This is a genomic window from Ruegeria sp. BG7, from assembly GCF_056535685.1.
Map to the genome: position 1 here is coordinate 192,018 of NZ_JBQFIU010000002.1, position 17,493 is coordinate 209,510.

18 protein-coding genes and 1 pseudogene are annotated in these 17,493 nt (G+C 56.4%); 7 read left to right on the forward strand and 12 right to left on the reverse strand.

Annotated elements, in window-relative coordinates; all coding sequences use genetic code 11:
- Window positions 1-4: 4 nt before the first annotated feature.
- A complete protein-coding gene (locus tag ACR3EH_RS18835) occupies window positions 5-538 on the reverse strand; it encodes a 2'-5' RNA ligase family protein (protein WP_171095263.1) in 534 nt (177 codons plus the stop codon).
- 2 nt (window positions 539-540) lie between these two features.
- A complete protein-coding gene (locus tag ACR3EH_RS18840) occupies window positions 541-1,554 on the reverse strand; it encodes a LacI family DNA-binding transcriptional regulator (protein WP_171676276.1) in 1,014 nt (337 codons plus the stop codon).
- Between the two features lie 143 nt (window positions 1,555-1,697).
- Between ACR3EH_RS18840 and ACR3EH_RS18845 the strand changes: the two genes are divergently transcribed.
- From ACR3EH_RS18845 to ACR3EH_RS18875, 7 genes and pseudogenes are all read left to right on the forward strand, one after another.
- Window positions 1,698-2,870: an ABC transporter ATP-binding protein gene (locus ACR3EH_RS18845; RefSeq protein WP_171187584.1), complete on the forward strand. Its 1,173-nt coding sequence runs from the start codon at window positions 1,698-1,700 to the stop codon at window positions 2,868-2,870.
- A gap of 17 nt (window positions 2,871-2,887) precedes the next feature.
- A complete protein-coding gene (locus tag ACR3EH_RS18850) occupies window positions 2,888-4,030 on the forward strand; it encodes an extracellular solute-binding protein (RefSeq protein ID WP_171095269.1) in 1,143 nt (380 codons plus the stop codon).
- 74 nt (window positions 4,031-4,104) lie between these two features.
- Window positions 4,105-4,941 (forward strand): ABC transporter permease, encoded by an 837-nt coding sequence (locus tag ACR3EH_RS18855; protein ID WP_171187583.1) that lies wholly within the window; start codon window positions 4,105-4,107, stop codon window positions 4,939-4,941.
- The gene (locus tag ACR3EH_RS18860) at window positions 4,938-5,420 is read left to right on the forward strand and encodes an ABC transporter permease (protein ID WP_253762141.1); all 483 of its coding nucleotides are present in this window, start codon (window positions 4,938-4,940) and stop codon (window positions 5,418-5,420) included. Before ACR3EH_RS18855 ends, ACR3EH_RS18860 begins: the two co-directional genes overlap by 4 nt.
- Window positions 5,421-5,432: 12 nt before the next feature.
- A pseudogene (locus ACR3EH_RS18865) lies at window positions 5,433-5,741 on the forward strand (ABC transporter permease); the annotation flags it as partial.
- Window position 5,742: 1 nt separating this feature from the next.
- Window positions 5,743-6,531 carry an inositol monophosphatase family protein gene (locus ACR3EH_RS18870; RefSeq protein ID WP_171676274.1) on the forward strand — a complete coding sequence of 263 codons (789 nt, stop codon included), beginning with the start codon at window positions 5,743-5,745 and terminating at the stop codon, window positions 6,529-6,531.
- 201 nt (window positions 6,532-6,732) lie between these two features.
- The gene (locus tag ACR3EH_RS18875; RefSeq protein WP_171187578.1) at window positions 6,733-7,860 is read left to right on the forward strand and encodes an aminotransferase; all 1,128 of its coding nucleotides are present in this window, start codon (window positions 6,733-6,735) and stop codon (window positions 7,858-7,860) included.
- 194 nt (window positions 7,861-8,054) lie between these two features.
- On the opposite strand, the gene ACR3EH_RS18880 is transcribed toward ACR3EH_RS18875, so the two are convergent.
- From ACR3EH_RS18880 to ACR3EH_RS18925, 10 genes are all read right to left on the reverse strand, one after another.
- Entirely contained in the window at window positions 8,055-8,750 is a 696-nt protein-coding gene (locus ACR3EH_RS18880) for an RraA family protein (RefSeq protein WP_171187576.1), read from the reverse strand.
- A complete protein-coding gene (locus ACR3EH_RS18885; RefSeq protein WP_171187574.1) occupies window positions 8,747-9,442 on the reverse strand; it encodes an alpha/beta fold hydrolase in 696 nt (231 codons plus the stop codon). The genes ACR3EH_RS18880 and ACR3EH_RS18885 overlap by 4 nt, the downstream gene beginning before the upstream one ends.
- Window positions 9,439-10,566: a cobalamin-independent methionine synthase II family protein gene (locus ACR3EH_RS18890; protein ID WP_171187572.1), complete on the reverse strand. Its 1,128-nt coding sequence runs from the start codon at window positions 10,564-10,566 to the stop codon at window positions 9,439-9,441. The genes ACR3EH_RS18885 and ACR3EH_RS18890 overlap by 4 nt, the downstream gene beginning before the upstream one ends.
- An 18-nt stretch (window positions 10,567-10,584) precedes the next feature.
- Complete coding sequence (locus ACR3EH_RS18895) at window positions 10,585-11,547, reverse strand: cupin domain-containing protein (protein WP_171095283.1); 963 nt, start codon at window positions 11,545-11,547, stop codon at window positions 10,585-10,587.
- Window positions 11,548-11,702: 155 nt separating this feature from the next.
- Window positions 11,703-12,692 carry a nuclear transport factor 2 family protein gene (locus ACR3EH_RS18900; protein ID WP_171187570.1) on the reverse strand — a complete coding sequence of 330 codons (990 nt, stop codon included), beginning with the start codon at window positions 12,690-12,692 and terminating at the stop codon, window positions 11,703-11,705.
- Window positions 12,689-13,708 (reverse strand): LacI family DNA-binding transcriptional regulator, encoded by a 1,020-nt coding sequence (locus tag ACR3EH_RS18905; protein WP_171187569.1) that lies wholly within the window; start codon window positions 13,706-13,708, stop codon window positions 12,689-12,691. Before ACR3EH_RS18905 ends, ACR3EH_RS18900 begins: the two co-directional genes overlap by 4 nt.
- Window positions 13,708-14,475, reverse strand: coding sequence for an SDR family NAD(P)-dependent oxidoreductase (locus ACR3EH_RS18910; RefSeq protein WP_171187567.1), 768 nt, complete (start codon window positions 14,473-14,475; stop codon window positions 13,708-13,710). Before ACR3EH_RS18910 ends, ACR3EH_RS18905 begins: the two co-directional genes overlap by 1 nt.
- A gap of 1 nt (window position 14,476) precedes the next feature.
- Entirely contained in the window at window positions 14,477-15,529 is a 1,053-nt protein-coding gene (locus ACR3EH_RS18915) for an ester cyclase (protein ID WP_171187566.1), read from the reverse strand.
- Window positions 15,526-16,857 (reverse strand): histidinol dehydrogenase, encoded by a 1,332-nt coding sequence (gene hisD, locus ACR3EH_RS18920; RefSeq protein ID WP_171187564.1) that lies wholly within the window; start codon window positions 16,855-16,857, stop codon window positions 15,526-15,528. Before hisD ends, ACR3EH_RS18915 begins: the two co-directional genes overlap by 4 nt.
- 11 nt (window positions 16,858-16,868) lie before the next feature.
- Window positions 16,869-17,399 (reverse strand): ester cyclase, encoded by a 531-nt coding sequence (locus ACR3EH_RS18925; protein ID WP_171187562.1) that lies wholly within the window; start codon window positions 17,397-17,399, stop codon window positions 16,869-16,871.
- Window positions 17,400-17,493 lie beyond the last annotated feature (94 nt).

Below are 17,493 nucleotides of genomic sequence, written 5' to 3' on the forward strand. Positions count from 1 at the left end.
AGCCCTAGATAGATGCAAGATCAAAAGACTGCAGAATGTTCCAGTCTTCGACAGGCACGTTCTGACTCGACCTTACCAAATGTAAGCGCCGGAAACTGATCTGCGTTCCAATCATGTCTTCATAAACATGGGCTTCCGCAGATTTGATTTCCGGGGCAATCGGACCGTAAGCCACACTTACATGAGGCAGAAAGTCCCTGGGACGCTGGGATGCCGGCAAGGCACTGGCCAACTTTTCCTGCTCGCGCACCAAATCCGCCGTAGGTGCAAGATCCAGATAAAGCGATTTAAAAAACACGTTTTCAGCACCAATCCCGGTCACGGTCAGGTTGCAGCTGGAAAGACCCGCTGAGAATTTGCCCAGAGTCGCCTTCAGTTCTGCCTCTTCCCCCGCGATGTCACCCACCAGAGTTACATGTGGGATAAACGAGGGCGTGCCGTTTGCATCAGCAAATCGCTTGATCCTTTTACTCAAGTCAGTCAGCAGAGGTTCTTCTGGCAGCATCCAGATTGAAAAACTTGCAACATTAGCCTTCATATTCAATGCGTTCCTCGAGAAATAAATTCCGGTTCGATGAGAATGGTTTCGCTGGGCTTTTCAGGTTGATCCAAGCGTTCAGTGAGCAGTCGCAAAATCTGCGAAACAGTCTGATCCATATCGTTTCTGATGGTCGACAACTGAAAACTGGGCCATTGGGCAATCGCGATGTCATCAAATCCCACAACGGACAGGTCAGAAGGGATAGACATGCCAAACTGTTGCCGGGCCGCAGCAATCGCACCCAATGCCATAGCGTCATTTGCACAGAACAGCCCGTCCAGCTCGACCTCACTGCTCATAATTTCTGTCAGGGACTCGTATCCGCCCTCGTAACTGAAGTCAGAGTGTTTCACGGCCGCTGGTTTCAGACCTGCCTTGGTAAGAGCATTCTCAAAGCCTGCCTTCCGTTCCTGATCGGACGACAAATGCGCCAAGCCGCCTAGATAGCCCAACCGGGTTTTACCCTGGGCGATCAGCCGCGCCACCGCCAGTTCCGCCCCGCGCGCGTTGTCGCAACAGACACAATCCACTCCTTCGGCGTCCATCACACGACCAGACACGATCAGGGGAATGTTCAACTTGGCGCAATGGATCGCAACTGATTCGTCCACACTGCCCCCTCGCAGAATCAGGGCATCCAACGGATACGCCAGCACTTCGAGAACTTCGGCTTCAGATGTTTCGGCAGAGCCTCCCAGTACAACGGGCCACTTGCCCATCGCATGTAATCCCCGCATCAGTTTTGCCAGAATTTCGCTGTCGTAGTGATTGACAAGATCACCTATAACAATGGCGACAAGGTTAGATCGACCCCTGCTTTGCAACCCCGCCGCAAGCGCATTGGGTCGGTACCCAAGCTGTTCAGAAACCTGAAGAATTTTTTTCTTCTTGTCCTCATCCAAAGGCGATCCCGGTGTGAATGCACGGGATACTGCTGATCGCGAAACGCCTGCGGCCTCGGCGACCTGTTTTGCCGTTACACGGCGAGGCTTGATTTCTTTACCAGTATTCATGTGTCAGTCGGGGCTCATCTCGAAGGACCGGAACTTCTTTTCCGAATACCTGAAATTTAGGGTTGCGTCATAAAGGTGTCATTTCTTACCGTTACATGAACACGTGTTCACTACGTTTGTAGCAGAATTATGAAAGATGCAAAATGAACCTTGCTCCGGTCGACTACGAATCTTCTTCTTCCACGCTTGGGGCCGAGATCAAGCTGCGCAACCTTCGGGTGGGATACGCCGAGCAGGATGTGCTTTCCAATATCGACCTTGACGTTAAGGCCGGTGAGTTCATTGCCCTGCTCGGGGCGTCGGGCTGTGGCAAGACAACGTTGCTGCGGGCCCTCGCTGGTTTTGTTCCAGTGCGCGGCGGGTCGATTTCTGTCGATGGGCAGGACATGAGCCACACCACCCCCGAGAACCGCGGCATGGCGATGATGTTCCAATCTTATGCACTGTGGCCGCACATGAATGTGGCGCAAAACATCGGATACGGGCTGAGGCTTCGCAAGAAAAGCAAAGCTCAAGTTGCATCCCGCGTACAGGAAATGGCCGCGCTTGTCGGGTTGGGTGATCTGATCCATCGCAAGATCGGCGCGTTGTCGGGTGGTCAGCGGCAACGTGTGGCGCTTGCCCGTGCTTTGGCCATAGACCCACCGGTTTTGCTGCTGGATGAACCGTTGTCCAACCTTGATGCAGGCATCCGCGCGAATATGCGGCACGAAATCCGGAGCCTGCAACAGCGACTTGGTCTTACAACAGTTCTGGTCACCCACGACCGCGAAGAAGCCATGTCGATGGCAGACCGCGTTGTGATCTTGAACCAAGGTCGGATCGCGCAGGTCGGCACCCCGGAAGATGTCTTTCAAACACCCGCCAATCCATATGTCGCTCGGTTCATGGGTGCGGGAAACACACTGCATGGTGTCGCCGAGATTGGCCCTTCATCAATTGATCTGACATTGGATGGCGAAACGCATCGCCTTCCGGTGCCCGGTCAGGATCGTTCAGGCGTCCATTTCCCCGAAAGCCAAAGCGGCCCGGTGGAAATACTGTTTTACAGCGATGCTGCCCGATTGGGTGGCGCGTCTGATGATTGTTTGTCACTGCCCGGAACGGTCCTTCAGCATTCCTATCTGGGATCGGTCTATCGCCACGAAATCCAGGTCGGCGAAGCCCGGATCATGGCGGACAATCCCCACAAAATGCCCATCGGCGCAGTTGTCGATGTAAGCGTACCGGCCACGGCCTTAAGTCTGTTTCCTGCAAAGTCCCAGACAGCCGTGACCGGACATGAGGCGGCGACCCCGGCCGCACAACACCTCTGAGACCCTGGAGAAACACCATGACTTCCAAAATTGCAAACCTTTTTGCCTCAGCGGCCATAGTCGTCGCTGTCGCAGGCACGGCGCAGGCCGAAAACGTGCTCAACGTGGCCTCTGGCGGCAGTCAGAACATGGTTGATTACGTAACCGATTATCTTGGCCCGTTGTTCGAGGAACAGAACCCGGGCTGGGAAGTGAACGTTGTCGGCACAGGCCCAGGCAACGCAGGCAGCCAGGCAATTCTTGAAAAAATCAAGGCACAGGCCGGAAACGAAGCTTGGGATACAGATGTCGTTGTCATGACCCAGCTGAAATCTGGTGAGATGGTGACAGAAGGTCTCTTGCAGAAATACGTAGGTGACATCGATACCGGTCAGCTTGCCACGCGCGACACGTCCAAGACCGCTCTGGGCACAGATGTCGAGGGCTATGTCATGCCCATGTTCCACAGCCAGACCGCGATTGCCTACAACCCCGATCTGGTCCAAAACCCACCTGCAAGCTTTGACGAACTGAAAACCTGGACAGCAGAAAACAAAGGCGCGTTCGGCTATAACGGCATCAAGAACGGAATGTCGGGCGTCGCATTCACCGCAGCGTGGATGTATGCTTATGCTGGCAACACCGATCAGTTGATGAACGGCCCCTACGATCCGGAGTTGAAAAACAGCTGGGACCAGGCCCTGAACGACCTGAAAGCTTTCAACGAAAACGTCACCTTTACCCCCGGCAACGCGGGCACTCTGGATATGATGAACCGGGGTGAGATCGTGATGGGACCGGTTTGGGTTGACATGTTCTACACATGGCAAGCCGACGGCCGCCTGAATCCGAACCTCAAACTGTTGCTGCCCGAGCCGGGCATGCCGGGTCAGCCCTATTACTACGCGATCCCGGCCAAGGCAGAGAACGCTGAAGCGGCGCGCAAGTTCATCGCCCTGGCCACCAGCCCCGAAGTTCAGGCCGAAGGCATCGTCAAGCGCTTCAACTGGTATCCTGGCATCGACGCTCAGCATGTCGAAAGCGCGTTGGATCAGGAAACCTGGAACAAGCTGTTCACCGATGTCACGCCGGAAGATCTGGCTGCCAAAGGCAAACCCTTCCCGCTGGGTCCGTTCTTTGACGATATCCGCGAAGCCTACGAGCAAAAGGTTTCCAACTAAATCCCTCTCATGGAAACCAATGTGCGGGCCTTCCCCCATGGGGCCCGCACTCAAAATTCTTGGACTGACCCCCGATGATCACCCGAAAAGCCTCATTAATCCTGATTGCTCCGGCAATCGTATTGCTTGCCTGCCTGTTTCTATACCCTCTGGGTTACTCCCTGTTGTGGGCGTTCCGGGATGAGGAGCTTGGCGGTTGGGGTCTGCAAAACTTCACAAAGGCCTTTGCCTTGTATTCCAACGATGTCCTGTTCACCCTGATCATCGTCAGTATCTCAACCGTGATTATCGGCCTGCTTTCTGTTGCCATCGGTGGCTATCTGACCTTGGGCGAAAACCGCGTGGCCCTTGCTGTGTTGCGCTGGCTCTATCGCTGGCCATTGTTCATTCCGTTTGTTGTTGCCGCACAGCTGATGCGAACCTTCCTCGCCAAGAACGGCATGATGAATAATATCATTGTCTCAACCGGTTTGATGGAACCCTTGCAAGCCGCCAGCTATCTGGACTGGCGCGGCATCGTGATTACTTTTGTGTGGAAACAAACACCCTTCGTGGCCTTGCTGGTTGCAGGCGCGATGGCGTCTTTGGATCGTTCGACGATCGAAGCCGCGCGCAATCTGGGCGCATCCCGACTTAGAATTCTGTTTGAAATTGTGGTGCCGCAAGTGGGCACAACACTCATGGTTGGACTGATCCTGTCTTACGTCGTGATGATGTCCGTTTTGTCCGTGCCGCTAATGATCAACGCACAGACGCCCACGATGATCACGGTGGACATGGCATGGCGCATCAACGCCTATTCCGACTATGGCGTGGCAAACGCGCTGGGCTTTATTTCATATGCAATGACGGCCGTGATTGCCTGGGTCTACCTGCGTCAAGGCGTCCGTGAAGGAGGGAAGCCCGCATGACCATTCTTCGCACAACCCTCACGGCAGTGCTGTTGGCCCTGCTGGCCTTTGCTATCTTTGGACCGATCACCAACATGCTGATCTGGTCCGTCGCCGAGACGTGGTATTTTCCGGCGAAACTCCCGCAAAGTTATGGCTTTTCCTTCTGGGAGCGTGTGTTCCGTCCTCAGGGCAACGCAATGGAATCGCTCTATAGCTCGGTTCTGATCGCTCTGTTTACTGTGCTGGCGTCTCTGGTGGTTGCTATCCCGGCGGGGCTGGCGTTGGGGCGCGGCAGCCTGCCATGGCGGACATTCTTCCTGCTGTTGTTCCTGTTGCCACAAGCCTTTCCATCCATCGCCGTACACATGAACATCGCGCGCATATTCTATGGGCTGGGCCTGAATGGCACTTATGTCGGCGTGGTTCTGGTACATACGATCCAAGGGCTGGTGTTTTCAGTTTGGATCGCCACCGCCGCGTTTGCCGCCGTGGATTGAGAGCTTGAGGAAGCCGCCGCAAATATGGGGGCGTCACCCTTCACGGTGTTCCGCACTGTCACCTTACCGCTTGCCCTTCCCGGACTGATGGCCAGTGCAATCTTCGTATTCCTGATCTCGCTGGACGAGTTCACCGGAACGTACTTTGTTGGCGTGCCGGACATTACGACGATGCCCTTGCTGTTGTTCACCGCATCAATGGAGGGGAACTATCAAATCGCCTCAATCACTGCGCTCATTCTGTTGGTCCCATCGGTTGGATTCATGTTGTTCATCGAACGGTTTCTGAAATCGGAAGTTTTGGCCAAGGTGGGAAGCTGACATGACCGATGTCGAGAACCGGCTGGCCTTCGCCAAGTCTTTGGCCCAAGACGCCGCTGCGCTGGCTGTGCGTCTTCGCGACGAGCGCGGTGCTGAATTCATCGCCGAGAAAGGCCCACAGGATTTTGTCACCTTCGCGGATCGCGCGGTCGAAGACCTGATACGTCAACGCATCGCGGAAAGCTGGCCAGACGACGCCATATTGGGTGAAGAGGACGGCGTATCCGGGTCGGGCAATGCGTTTTGGGTTGTGGACCCGATTGACGGGACCGCCAACTTCATGCGCGGGCATCGCGACTGGGGCGTTTGCATAGCGTTTTATGACGGCCAAAACATACCGCTTGGTGTCATTTGCGCGCCAGACCTGAACATGTTGGCCTGGGCGTCTGTCGGGGGTGGCGCGTGGCTGAACGAAAAACGCCTGAGTGTTTCCACTTGCGCTGAACCAACCCGTTCTCAATTGATGTTGGGCTGGTCGACCCGCCGACCATTTACAGAACATACTCAGTTGATCGAGGCTTTGCTGGGTGCAGGTATAGATTACCGCCGCAACGGCTCTGCTGCGATCAGCTTGCTGGCCGTGGCCACCGGTCAGGCTGAAGGTTACTATGAGGCCCATTTGAACCCCTGGGATGCTTTTGCCGCCATTCCGATGATCCAGGAGGCCGGAGGGCAGATCGACTGCGAACCCCTGGACGAGTTTTTAACGCAAGGCAGCCAAATTTTGGCGAGCGGTAAGGGCATGCACCTTTTGTTTCGCGAAAAAGTCAGCGGGCATTGTCAAACTTAATCCCGACAGCTCTGTTTTGAATTCTTGAGCCGACGGCTTGTTCATCTGAAAGGTCAATTCTGTCGGCTTGGTGTCTCAGAGACGAAGCCGAGCAAAAATCTTGTGTTCCTACTTTCCATTGACCCGAGTCTGGAAGATACCATGGTGGCACGCGCCATCAATGTCGCGGCTTCGGCTTTACTGAGACGATAGGAGAGACCCATGGATATCAGGCCTTTCGGTGTCGAAATGTGGATGAACGAGTTCGAAACCAAGTGCGAACTCAATCTGGCTGAAACCTGCGTCGAGTCTATTACACTGGGTGAGCTCTTTGAGATGGCGGGCCAACACAACAGCATTCTGAACGATCTGTCCGCCATGAAGATGACCTATGGCGCAATCGAAGGTTCGGACCGTTTGCGCGATGCCATCAGTGGGCTGTACGAAAACCAGACTCGTGAAAATATCCTGACAACCCATGGAACCATCGGTGCCAACTCTTTGGTGCATCAAACGCTGGTTGCGCGCGGGGATCACGTGATTTCGGTGATCCCGACCTATCAGCAGCATTACTCGATCCCCGAAAGCATCGGAGCGGAAATAGAGCTGTTGCACCTGACCCCAGAAAACGCGTTTCTGCCCGATCTCGACAAGTTGCGCGCGATGGTTCGACCCAACACGCGGTTGATTGCGATCAACAATCCGAACAACCCGACCGGCGCTTTGATGGACCGTGCCTTGCTGGAACAAATCGTCGAAATCGCGCGCAGCATCGATGCATGGCTTTTGTGCGATGAAGTCTATCGCGGCACCGACCAGACCGGTGATGGCTTCACGGCGGCCGTGGTCGATCTTTACGAAAAAGGGATCAGCACGGCAGGTATGTCCAAGGCGTATTCATTGGCCGGGTTGCGGGTCGGCTGGATCGCGGGGCCCAAAGATATGCTTCATGATGTGATGATCCACCGTGACTACAACACCATCTCGGTCGGTCAGGTGGACGAAATGCTCGCGGCCATTGCGCTTGAAAACCGCGATAAAATTTTGGCGCGCGCACAGCGGATCACGCGAGAGAACCTGAAGATCGTCGAAGATTGGATGGCAAATGAACCACTGCTAAGCTGGGTACCGCCAAAATCAGGCACCACGGCGCTGCTAAAGTATGATTTGCCTATGTCGTCACGCGATCTTTGCGTGATGCTTTTGAAAGAAGAAGGCGTGATGCTGACACCGGGCAGCGCGATGGACATGGAGGGCTGGCTGCGCCTTGGCTACACCAATCCGACAGCGGACCTTAAGGCCGGGTTGAAAAAGCTGTCGGGCTTTTTGGCGCGCCACAGTGTAGCGTAAATTACGGATTAGAGATCGCTCGATACCCAGCGCACCCAGACATGTTGTCCCTCTGGCGGTAAGAGACGAACCGCATTGCAGTTTTGGACTGTTCAACGAAGTTGTGACGGCCGGATTGTAATCTATCGACCGGCAACCACAATTTTATGCTGGAACCAGAATCCGCAGGCTCGATCCAGTTGAGTCACACGTCTTCAGGTACGAGCTTTCTCGAACTCAGACCAAGCGACCGAGAAGGCATCAAAATCAAATCCTGGCTGCGCAGCCGCGTCCAGGACGATACGTTCCGTGGTCAGCAGCTTCTGGATTGCGGCCTCAAGCTGGTCAACAACGTCTTCGGGAATCGCCAACGCACCGTGCCGATCCGCATGGATCAAGTCACCGGGATTGACCGTCAGGCTAAAAATCGTGACGGGCGTGTCAATCTCGCGGACATGGACAAAGCCGTGGCTTGGGCCAACAGACCCAGCAACAACGGGGAATCCTTCGGGCACGTCCCCCAGATCCCGCATCACGCCGTTGGTCAATGCCCCCGACATGCCAAATCCCTTGTGGACCGTAGTGTTGATCTCTCCCCAATAGGCACCGATGCAATCGGGGAAATCCAAATCCTCAACCACTGCCACCGAAGGCGCGGGCCCTTCGGCCATGTACTTGTAATAGGCCATTCGGCGCGCCTTGATGACATCGGCGGGTTCGGTTGGCGGATTGACCGCTGCAATCTTGGCTGTGCGGGCATAGCCGACAATGGCTGGTTCGTCCGGAGCCGAGCACAGCATGGTGCCGCGGGTAAAGCCGTTGAACCCGCGCTTGCCTTGCGCCACCTCAATGGCGTTGCAGACAGTGGGCGTATCCACTTTGCGGAGCAGTGACAAAAGTGACGGTGTCATGTGTCCTCCAACCAGCGGATCAACGCCGCCGTGGTTTTGTTTGGTTGTTCCAATGTGGGCAAATGCCCGGCTTCTTCGATGATCTCAAACACGCTGTTTGGCAGCAGATCATGCATCAACTGATGCCGCTCGACCGGGCAAAGACCATCTTCCCTGCCGCAGAGAACCAGAGTTTTTCCGGAATAGGCAGATAGGGTCTGGCGTTGGTCCGGGCGGTTCATCAAAGCGTGGGACTGGCGCAGAAATGCCTCGGGCCCCAGATCAGTGGCCATTGCCATGCACAGGTCAAGTATCGCCCCCTGATGAGGGCCATCTGCCAAATAATTCGGCTTCATCTCGTCCCGCATCACGTTTCGCAGCTTACCATTCTTTACGGCCTCGATCTGAGGGGCACGGCGGGCTTTGACCTCGGACGTTTCCGCCAAGGGGTTGGTGTCCATAAGCACCAGCTTTTGGGTGCGCGCGGGCGCTTGTCGCAACACTTCCATCGCCACGATCCCGCCCATCGACAGCCCGGCAAGCGCAAAGGCGGGCGGTGCGTGGGCCAGAATTTCAGCAGCCAGGGCCTCGACGCTGTCATGCTGATGCAGCGGAAAGGTCATGACCGGCATCTTACCCGACAACGCCTCGATCTGGGGACCAAAGAGCCGGGCATCGCACATCATGCCCGGTAAAAGGATCAATGGTGTCATGCCGAAGCCAGCTTAGCCCCTTCGGACAGCGAAGCCAGTTTGGCATAGGCGATCTGAGGGTCTACGGCCCCAAAACCGGCAAAGGTGCCAAAGCCGCAGTCACTGCCGGCAATCACACGATCTGCCCCCACGATGTCCTTGAAACGCTCAATTCGCTGGGCCACCAATTCGGGATGCTCGACGAAATTGGTGGTGGTGTCGACGACACCGGGCACCAGAACCTTGTCGTCCGGGATCTCGGCCTTGCGGTCGCGGAACACGGTCCATTCGTGGGCGTGACGCGGGTTTGAGGTCTCGAACAATATATAGCGGGCTTTGGTTGCCATCAGCGTGGTGAACACCTTGTCCATTCCGATATCGCAACAATGCGGCCCTTCGTAGTTGCCCCAGCAAATATGCACGCGCACGCGATCCTGCGGTACGTTTTGCAAGGCATGGTTCAGAGCCTCGACATGCATATCGGCGATCTTGAGGAACTCGTCATCGGACAGATCGGTGAACAGCATGTGGCGCGACAAGGCCAGATCGGGGCAGTCCAATTGCAGGTCCAGACCAGAGGCCACGATGGTTTCGTATTCTTCTTTCATCGCATCCGCCAGCGCCGCAAGATAAGCTTCACGCTTGGGATAGAAGTCGTTTTGAAGGAACAAGGAAATCACACCGGGTGAGGCTGCGTTCATGAACCCGCGCTCAGCACCATGTTGAGCCATGGCAGCTTTGAGGTTGGCAATATCTTTCTCAAGCTCGCCCTGACCTTTCGAGCGGACCTCGCCCGTACACATGGGCCTCGCATATTGCGGCGTACCACCGTCATTAGCGAGGCGTTCCAAAAAACTGGGAAACATTTTCAGATCAGCTGGCGCGTTACGCGGGCTGTCACCGGAAAACCCCGTGTAGCGGTCCTTGACGTAGGTGGCATAGGAAATCTTTGAGGTTTCGCCATCACTGACAATATCGACGCCAGCCTCAACCTGCTTACGCACGGTTTCGGAAACCGCTTCTGTCATGCAAGCGTCAAAAGCAGCGGCGTCGTAAGCCTCGTTGTTCTCGCGCGCGAAGATAAAGTCCACAACGTCCTGAGTTCGGGGCAGAGACCCCACATGTGAAGTAAGAATTTTGGTCATGCGGGGTCTCCGTCTGTGTTAGTTACCAGTCCAGGTTGCACCTGCCGGATCATCGGTTGCGGTGATACGGTAGAGCCCGGCCTGACCGGTCATCGAGGGTTGAGCGCTGTAGCTTTCGCCCGGCATTACCACTGCGGTATCGCCGTTGGACAATGTGGTCACAACATCGTTGATCTCGATCCGCCAATGGCCACTTGCGGGCATCAGAACCACCGGTTTTTCTGCTTTGACACGATCGTTCACAGCTGAGCCACGGGTCAGGAAATCAACCTCGAAGCCCGGCTTGTCCTTGATCAGGCCGTTTTCACCGATCACAACAGCAGGCTTGTTTGCCGACAGCGCCATCAGGTCCCAATAGCGGGCAACGTATTTACCGACCACATCCTGAACCGGAACCTCGGGATAGGCTTTCAGTTCCACTTCGGTCAGCAAGGGCATGGGCTGCACATTGTGCGGCAGCTCTTCACCCTTCTTGCTGTCATAAAGCACGCCATTGTTGCCCAGCATCAGGCCATGGGCTTGAGCGTCTTCAATAACCTGAGGTGCCCATGTCACGCCACCACCCGCGTCGTCACCACCAAGGATCGACATGATCATGCCGTAGTCCTGACCAACGTTTTCGAAGCCGCGGAAGATGCCGGTGGGGATGTTGAAGATGTCACCCTCTTCAGCGATGAACTCACCAGCAGTACCATACCGGCCCCAGAAGAAACGCCAGCGACCTTTGGCAACAAAGAACACCTCGGCCGTGGTGTGGCTGTGCAAAGAGTTGCGGCATTTCGGCGGTTGCCCCGCCGCGCCGATGTTGAACCCGATCTTGTCGGTGATGTGAACGTGCTGGTCCGGGCTTTCCGAGACGCCACCGCCGACGATGGTAAAGTTCTCTTTCTGGTCCGACCCGGGTGTGTGGGCATCGATGAAAGCGGTTTTGCAGGGTTGCAGCTCTCCGTAACGGACGATGCGGCTTTGAATGGTACTCATATCTGTATTCCTTTGCTTGGTTTGAGGTTTGAACGGATCAAACCCCAAACCCCGGCGGGCGATTATTCAGCCGCCGGGCGCGCAGGCTGGCACGATGAGCGTGGTACCGCCGCATCGCCTGCCCCGCATCCAGATTTGAGATACGGCGGGACATGTTACTTGCCGCCGGTCTGCAACAGGATCTGTTTCCAGACCGATGTTTCGTCAAACAGGGTGTATTCCCGGCGCAACTGCGGCTGGCCGCTGATCAACTCGCCAAATTCACCGTGGCTGATGCCCAGCACATACACCTCGGCCCCGGTTGGAACACCGAACACGCCCCAGCCGTCATGCTTACCATGCAGGCTCCACCGCACTGCCGCGCGCGGGGCCATGTTGGGATCGTCTCGCCCGATCTGGTGTTCGATCTTGAACTCGGCATTGGGGAAGCTGGCGCGCAGGCCCATCCAGAACCGATCCACCGAGTCCCAGCCGTGGCCGGTGACGCCGCCCACATATTCGGATTGTACAGCGCGGTCATACTCGGCCTCGATCACGCCCATATCGGCGCTCATGATCCGGGTCAGGATGTCGGCATAGCGCTGACCCCATTCATTGTCGTTGCCTTTGCTCTTGTAGGGGCCGGGCTGGTCCGTCGCGGGCGTCAGCGGTTTGACGCAATTTTCCGGCCCGCCCTCACGCGCGATCAGATCAGCAGCATATTCCTTGGGGTCCCAGCCCATTTGGCGCACGATGGCACCCTGGTCGCGGATCAGCCATTCATCGTTGATCTGATTGTCGATGGCATGGCAGTCGGCCAGAATCCGATAGCGCAGTTGCTTGCCTGTCGCCTTGCCATAGACACCATCGGCCAGATGCGTCGCGGTCGAGATGATGCGGTGCGAGCTCAGCATCCCTTCTTCCGGAGTACCGGACCAGATCACATCCTCGCCCAGCAACTGCCGGTCGGGGAATTCGGTCAGAGTTGCCATCGTTGCCCCTATGACGTTCTGGTTACCCAGCACCACCGAAGCGGGCGAGCGTACAACGATGTCCGGCGAGTAGTAGTGATGCAGCGTTGCAATGCCGCGATCTTCCCAGATTTCCTTGGTGATCCCGATGATATAGTCGGGGAAATCTTTGAATTTGGGATCAAATCCCTTCATGTCTTCCATCCTTCAGGTATGCGGGCCGAGCCGCGAACAATCAAAGGCCCATCAATCTCTAACCGGCGCGGACCAACATCCGGGTCATCGATTTTGCTGAGCAGAATTTCCACCGTTTCGCTCACCATACGATTGGCTCGCTGGCGTACGGTTGTCAGGTCGTAAGTTGGCCAAGCGGCCACCGAGACATCGTCATATCCAACGACAGATACGTCGTCTGGCACCTTGACGCCCAATTCAAAGCGCAGCGTATCCATCACCGCAATCGCCATATGATCATTGGCCACAAACAGCGCATCGGGCGGATCCGAGGCGAACATGCGCCGCGTCGCTTCCTGCGCCTGTTCGGTTACAAAGTTACCAACCTCGCGCGCATGCAGTTCGACACCTGCGTCACGCAACGCCCGGACAAAACCTGCCTCGCGGTCACGTTGGGTCGAAGTACCTTCCCAACCTGCGATGTAGCCGATTTTCTTATGGCCCGCAGCCAGCAGGAACTCAGCCACCTTACGCCCGCCTGCAATGTTATCTGACGTGACCGCAGACATGGCCGGGTCGTCCTGCGCCCGGTTGAACAGCACCATTGGCACCCCCGCCGCGCGGCACCGATCTGATAATTCAGAGGACAGAGTGACCGAGGCCGCAATGATACCATCAACCTGAAAGTCCAGTATTTCAGACACCACCTTGTCGACGTTGACTGTCGCTTGCGGTGCCATGAAGATCATCACGTGATAGCCACGTTCCTGCAGTAGATTGGTCAGCTTTTCCAAAGCTTCGGGATAAAACTGGTTGTCCAGATACGAGACCACAAGGCCGATGATCCGGCTTTTGCCAGAGACCACCGCACGCGCCAGAACATTGGGGCGGTACCCAAGCTCATCCGCAGCCTTGCGCACCTTGGCGATGGTCTTTTCCGAGGCCGACGCACCGGGCGTAAACACACGGCTGACAGCGGATTGGCTTACCCCTGCCCGCCGTGCCACGTCCAATGATGTGACCTTCTGAGTTCCCATCAGTCCGCTGTCCAGCCTCCATCCACCAACATCGAAGTGCCTGTTACCAGTGCTGAAGCATCCGAGGCCAGATAGACCACCGCGCCCATTATATCTTCAATCTCACCAGGGCGGCCTAACTTGATCTTGTCTAGAATCCAAGCGCGCTTATCCGGGTCGTCGAAGGTCGAACGTGTCAGATCGGTCAGAATAAATGTCGGGCATATAGTGTTGACCCGGATTTTTGCAGAACCGAATTCAAGCGCCATGGCTTTGGTGAAGCCTTCAACTGCAAATTTTGAGGCACAATAGACAGCACGCTCGCGCCCGCCCACATGCCCCATCTGACTTGAGATATTGATCAACGAGCCAGGGTGCCCTGCGTCGAGCAACCCCTTTGCCACGGCCTGAGTCAGGAAATAGGCACCGCGTACATTGACATTCATCACCGCATCGAAATCCGGTGCCGACGTGTCAATCGCCTTGCCATGACGGGCCAGCCCGGCCGAGTTTAATAGGATCTCGAACGGACCGTTTTCCGCCACGGCCGCAGCAGTGGCATCAACATCGGATACATCCAGTTCCAGCACCTTGGCCGACCAGCCGCGCGCAGACATCTCGGACGCGATCTCTTGCAGCGCGCCCGTCCGACGCGCTGCAAGAGTAACCTCAGCCCCATGTTCCGCCAGCGCCACGGCACAAGCCATGCCGATGCCGGACGATGCCCCCGCAACCAAAGCGCGCTTGCCGCCAAGGTTGAAGCTGGGCGTACTGGGGAGTTGCGCCATATTAGACATCCCCGACCGGGAACGAGATCGACCCAGGAACCCGCGCTTTGTTGAACTCGCGCAGACGGGCAAACACGTCGACACCCAGTTGCCTGTAGGCATCCAGAATATCGACGGTGACCCAGTTTTCGCGGATCTTGCCGTTCTCAAGACGCCAGAAGTCCAAGCTGCGCATGGAGATCCGTTTGCCTGACGGCGCAATGCCCATCCAACCATCGTGAGTCACAGTCTGGATCATATCGGGCCAACCGGTCACAGCTGCATATTCACCGTCACCGAAGAAGTGATACTGAATCTCGTCGAGATACTGACCACGATCCGGCATTCCGTTCAGAAACGGAATTTGGTGCCAGTTGCGGAACCCGGAAATTCCCCGCCCCGTACCGATTGCGGCAGGTCCGTACCAATTCATGCGCTCGTGCCAGAACTTTGGCATCTCCATCACTTCCGGACCACCCTGAGTGGGGTGCTTCTTGAGATGTGCCAGCATTGTCACGATGTGCTCACAGGACGCCTGCGACTTCGCCTCATCCCAGGGCCCCGGCACAAGGCCGTCATGTGTCGCAGGGCCCGGAATGCAGAATTCAAGCCCAAGCGACGGTGCCATCGGCCAGGCATTGGCCTGAATCATGACTTCCGGAATATCCCAGATCGTTTGGATCTCGACCACCTTGCCATCTTCAAATCGGTAGAATTCGTGGTACCGCATATGAGTCAGATGGCCTGTTGGCGGAATATCCAGCCAAGGTGCTACGAAGGTGCCATAGTAATGGCCGCCGCAACCGATCCAGTCACCGCCATGCTCGGTACGCCCTCCCATGACGATCCAGTCACGCCGCTCCAAATCCGGCATCGAGGCCAGTAGCGGTGCGTAGCATTTATCATACAACTCGACCGGGCCAGTCAGGTCACCAAAGGGGTGGCACATATGCACCACCGCATCCGGGGCAATCAGCGCTTCCAGCGCTGCGCGTACCCCGGTTTCTTCAAAGTCATACATCGCCGCCCGAAGCGGCGCGATCAGCGCTTTGTTTGCTGAATGTACGTCGCTCATTCCGCGGCCTCCCGGTACGGCGCACCCTCACCGTAAGGAACATTGATGCCGCCATAGCGACGCACACGGATATTGCATTGCTCGGCATGGCCGACAAAGCCTTCAAGCATGCACAGGCGCGAGCCATATTCGCCGATCATCGTTGCGGCCTCATCCGTCAGTACTTTCTGATAGCTGTGTGTTTTCAGGAACTTGCCAACCCACAGACCGCCGGTGTAGCGACCGGCCTTTTTGGTGGGCAACGTGTGGTTGGTCCCGATCACCTTGTCGCCATTGGCCACATTTGTGCGCGGACCCAGGAACAGCGCTCCATAACAGGTCATGTTTTCAAGGAACCAGTCGTCTCGGTCGGTCATGACCTGAACGTGTTCCGAGGCGATATCGTCAGCAACCTGCAGCATCTCGTCATAGGTGTCGCAGACTATCACTTCGCCGTATTCATCCCAGCTGACCCGCGCGGTGCCCGAAGTCGGCAGAATGCCCAAAATGCGCTCGATCTCGACCAGGGTATCCTCGGCCAGTTTGCGCGAGTTGGTCAGCAAAACGCAGGGGCTGTTATAACCGTGCTCGGCCTGACCCAGCAGGTCGGTGGCGCACAGTTCAGCGTCAGCCGCGGATTCATCTGCAATGACCATGGTCTCGGTCGGACCAGCGAACAGATCGATACCAACACGGCCAAACAACTGGCGTTTGGCTTCAGCAACAAATGCATTGCCGGGACCGACCAGCATATGAACCGGGTCGATGGTTTCGGTGCCGATGGCCATAGCGCCCACGGCCTGAATACCGCCCATCACATAAATCTCATGCGCGCCACCCAAATGCATCGCCGCGATCACAGCAGCGTTGGGCGCGCCATTGAACGGAGGCGTGCAGGCGATGATGCGCGGTACACCCGCCACTTTCGCTGTTGCCACCGACATATGCGCCGAGGCCACCATCGGGAACTTGCCGCCGGGCACATAGCAACCCACCGACTGAACCGGTATGTTCTTGTGGCCCAGGATCACGCCAGGCATCGTCTCGACCTCGATGTCCAGCATCGAGTCGCGTTGCGCTTGGGCGAAATTTGTCACTTGTTCCTGTGCGAACTTGATATCGGCCAGCTCGCGATCCGACAGCGAAGCAATCAGATCATCGATCTGCTGCTGGCTCAGCCGATAGCTTTCGGGTGAGTAATTGTCGAACTTCTCAGAAAGTTCACGCACGGCCGCATCGCCGCGCGCTTCGATGTCCTTCAAGGTCGCCTCAACGACAGCGCGGGTCTTGGCGTCATCCTCGGCCCTGTCAGCCTCGGGCTTGCCACGTTTCAGGTATTCGATAGCCATTGTCCTAATCCTCAGTTTGCGGGCCGAGGCGGAGTTTTCTCGCCCCGGTCATATGCTTCCCATCCGTTCCCCTGGAACAGATCAACGCCCAATTGGGCTGCCACATGGGCAAAATCGACATTCACCCAGTTGTCGACAATCTTGCCGTCAACCACTTTCCAGAAATCCATGTACCGAATTTCGACACGCTTGCCCGTGGCGGGAATGCCCAGAAACTCGCCCGAATGGGTGGCTTCTTGACGACCAAAGGCCGCAGCCCATTCACCCATGTAAAGGCGCGCCTCATCAATGCAGGTCTTGTCGGAAAACGCCGCCTGAAAAGGGCGTTGCCAATTGTCCTGGAATTCATTCAACCCGGTCTTGGTGCCGCAGCCCTGGTTGCCCATCCAGCGGAAACCCTGCGCGAAAAATTCACCGATGTCATCGATGCGGTGGTCATTCAGCCCGTCAACCATCCCTTCGATGACGGCGCGCGTTTCTTCGGTTTTGCTCATATCCGTGTCTTTGGTCAGCACGGCTTGTTCGGGGCGTGAACCCTTCATGTTTTCAGTCCTTTAATCGTATTCAAATGAGATGATCTGTTTGGCAGAGGGACGTCAGCCGCGTGTCAGAAAATCTCTTGGCATCCGGTTGAGC

Bases quoted from the DNA above. Each gene is read 5' to 3' on its own strand.
- ACR3EH_RS18835 (WP_171095263.1), bottom strand. From the start codon at position 538: ATGAAGGCTAATGTTGCAAGTTTTTCAATCTGGATGCTGCCAGAAGAA.
- ACR3EH_RS18840 (WP_171676276.1), bottom strand. From the start codon at position 1,554: ATGAATACTGGTAAAGAAATCAAGCCTCGCCGTGTAACGGCAAAACAG.
- ACR3EH_RS18845 (WP_171187584.1), top strand. From the start codon at position 1,698: ATGAACCTTGCTCCGGTCGACTACGAATCTTCTTCTTCCACGCTTGGG.
- ACR3EH_RS18850 (WP_171095269.1), top strand. From the start codon at position 2,888: ATGACTTCCAAAATTGCAAACCTTTTTGCCTCAGCGGCCATAGTCGTC.
- ACR3EH_RS18855 (WP_171187583.1), top strand. From the start codon at position 4,105: ATGATCACCCGAAAAGCCTCATTAATCCTGATTGCTCCGGCAATCGTA.
- ACR3EH_RS18860 (WP_253762141.1), top strand. From the start codon at position 4,938: ATGACCATTCTTCGCACAACCCTCACGGCAGTGCTGTTGGCCCTGCTG.
- ACR3EH_RS18870 (WP_171676274.1), top strand. From the start codon at position 5,743: ATGACCGATGTCGAGAACCGGCTGGCCTTCGCCAAGTCTTTGGCCCAA.
- ACR3EH_RS18875 (WP_171187578.1), top strand. From the start codon at position 6,733: ATGGATATCAGGCCTTTCGGTGTCGAAATGTGGATGAACGAGTTCGAA.
- ACR3EH_RS18880 (WP_171187576.1), bottom strand. From the start codon at position 8,750: ATGACACCGTCACTTTTGTCACTGCTCCGCAAAGTGGATACGCCCACT.
- ACR3EH_RS18885 (WP_171187574.1), bottom strand. From the start codon at position 9,442: ATGACACCATTGATCCTTTTACCGGGCATGATGTGCGATGCCCGGCTC.
- ACR3EH_RS18890 (WP_171187572.1), bottom strand. From the start codon at position 10,566: ATGACCAAAATTCTTACTTCACATGTGGGGTCTCTGCCCCGAACTCAG.
- ACR3EH_RS18895 (WP_171095283.1), bottom strand. From the start codon at position 11,547: ATGAGTACCATTCAAAGCCGCATCGTCCGTTACGGAGAGCTGCAACCC.
- ACR3EH_RS18900 (WP_171187570.1), bottom strand. From the start codon at position 12,692: ATGAAGGGATTTGATCCCAAATTCAAAGATTTCCCCGACTATATCATC.
- ACR3EH_RS18905 (WP_171187569.1), bottom strand. From the start codon at position 13,708: ATGGGAACTCAGAAGGTCACATCATTGGACGTGGCACGGCGGGCAGGG.
- ACR3EH_RS18910 (WP_171187567.1), bottom strand. From the start codon at position 14,475: ATGGCGCAACTCCCCAGTACGCCCAGCTTCAACCTTGGCGGCAAGCGC.
- ACR3EH_RS18915 (WP_171187566.1), bottom strand. From the start codon at position 15,529: ATGAGCGACGTACATTCAGCAAACAAAGCGCTGATCGCGCCGCTTCGG.
- hisD (WP_171187564.1), bottom strand. From the start codon at position 16,857: ATGGCTATCGAATACCTGAAACGTGGCAAGCCCGAGGCTGACAGGGCC.
- ACR3EH_RS18925 (WP_171187562.1), bottom strand. From the start codon at position 17,399: ATGAAGGGTTCACGCCCCGAACAAGCCGTGCTGACCAAAGACACGGAT.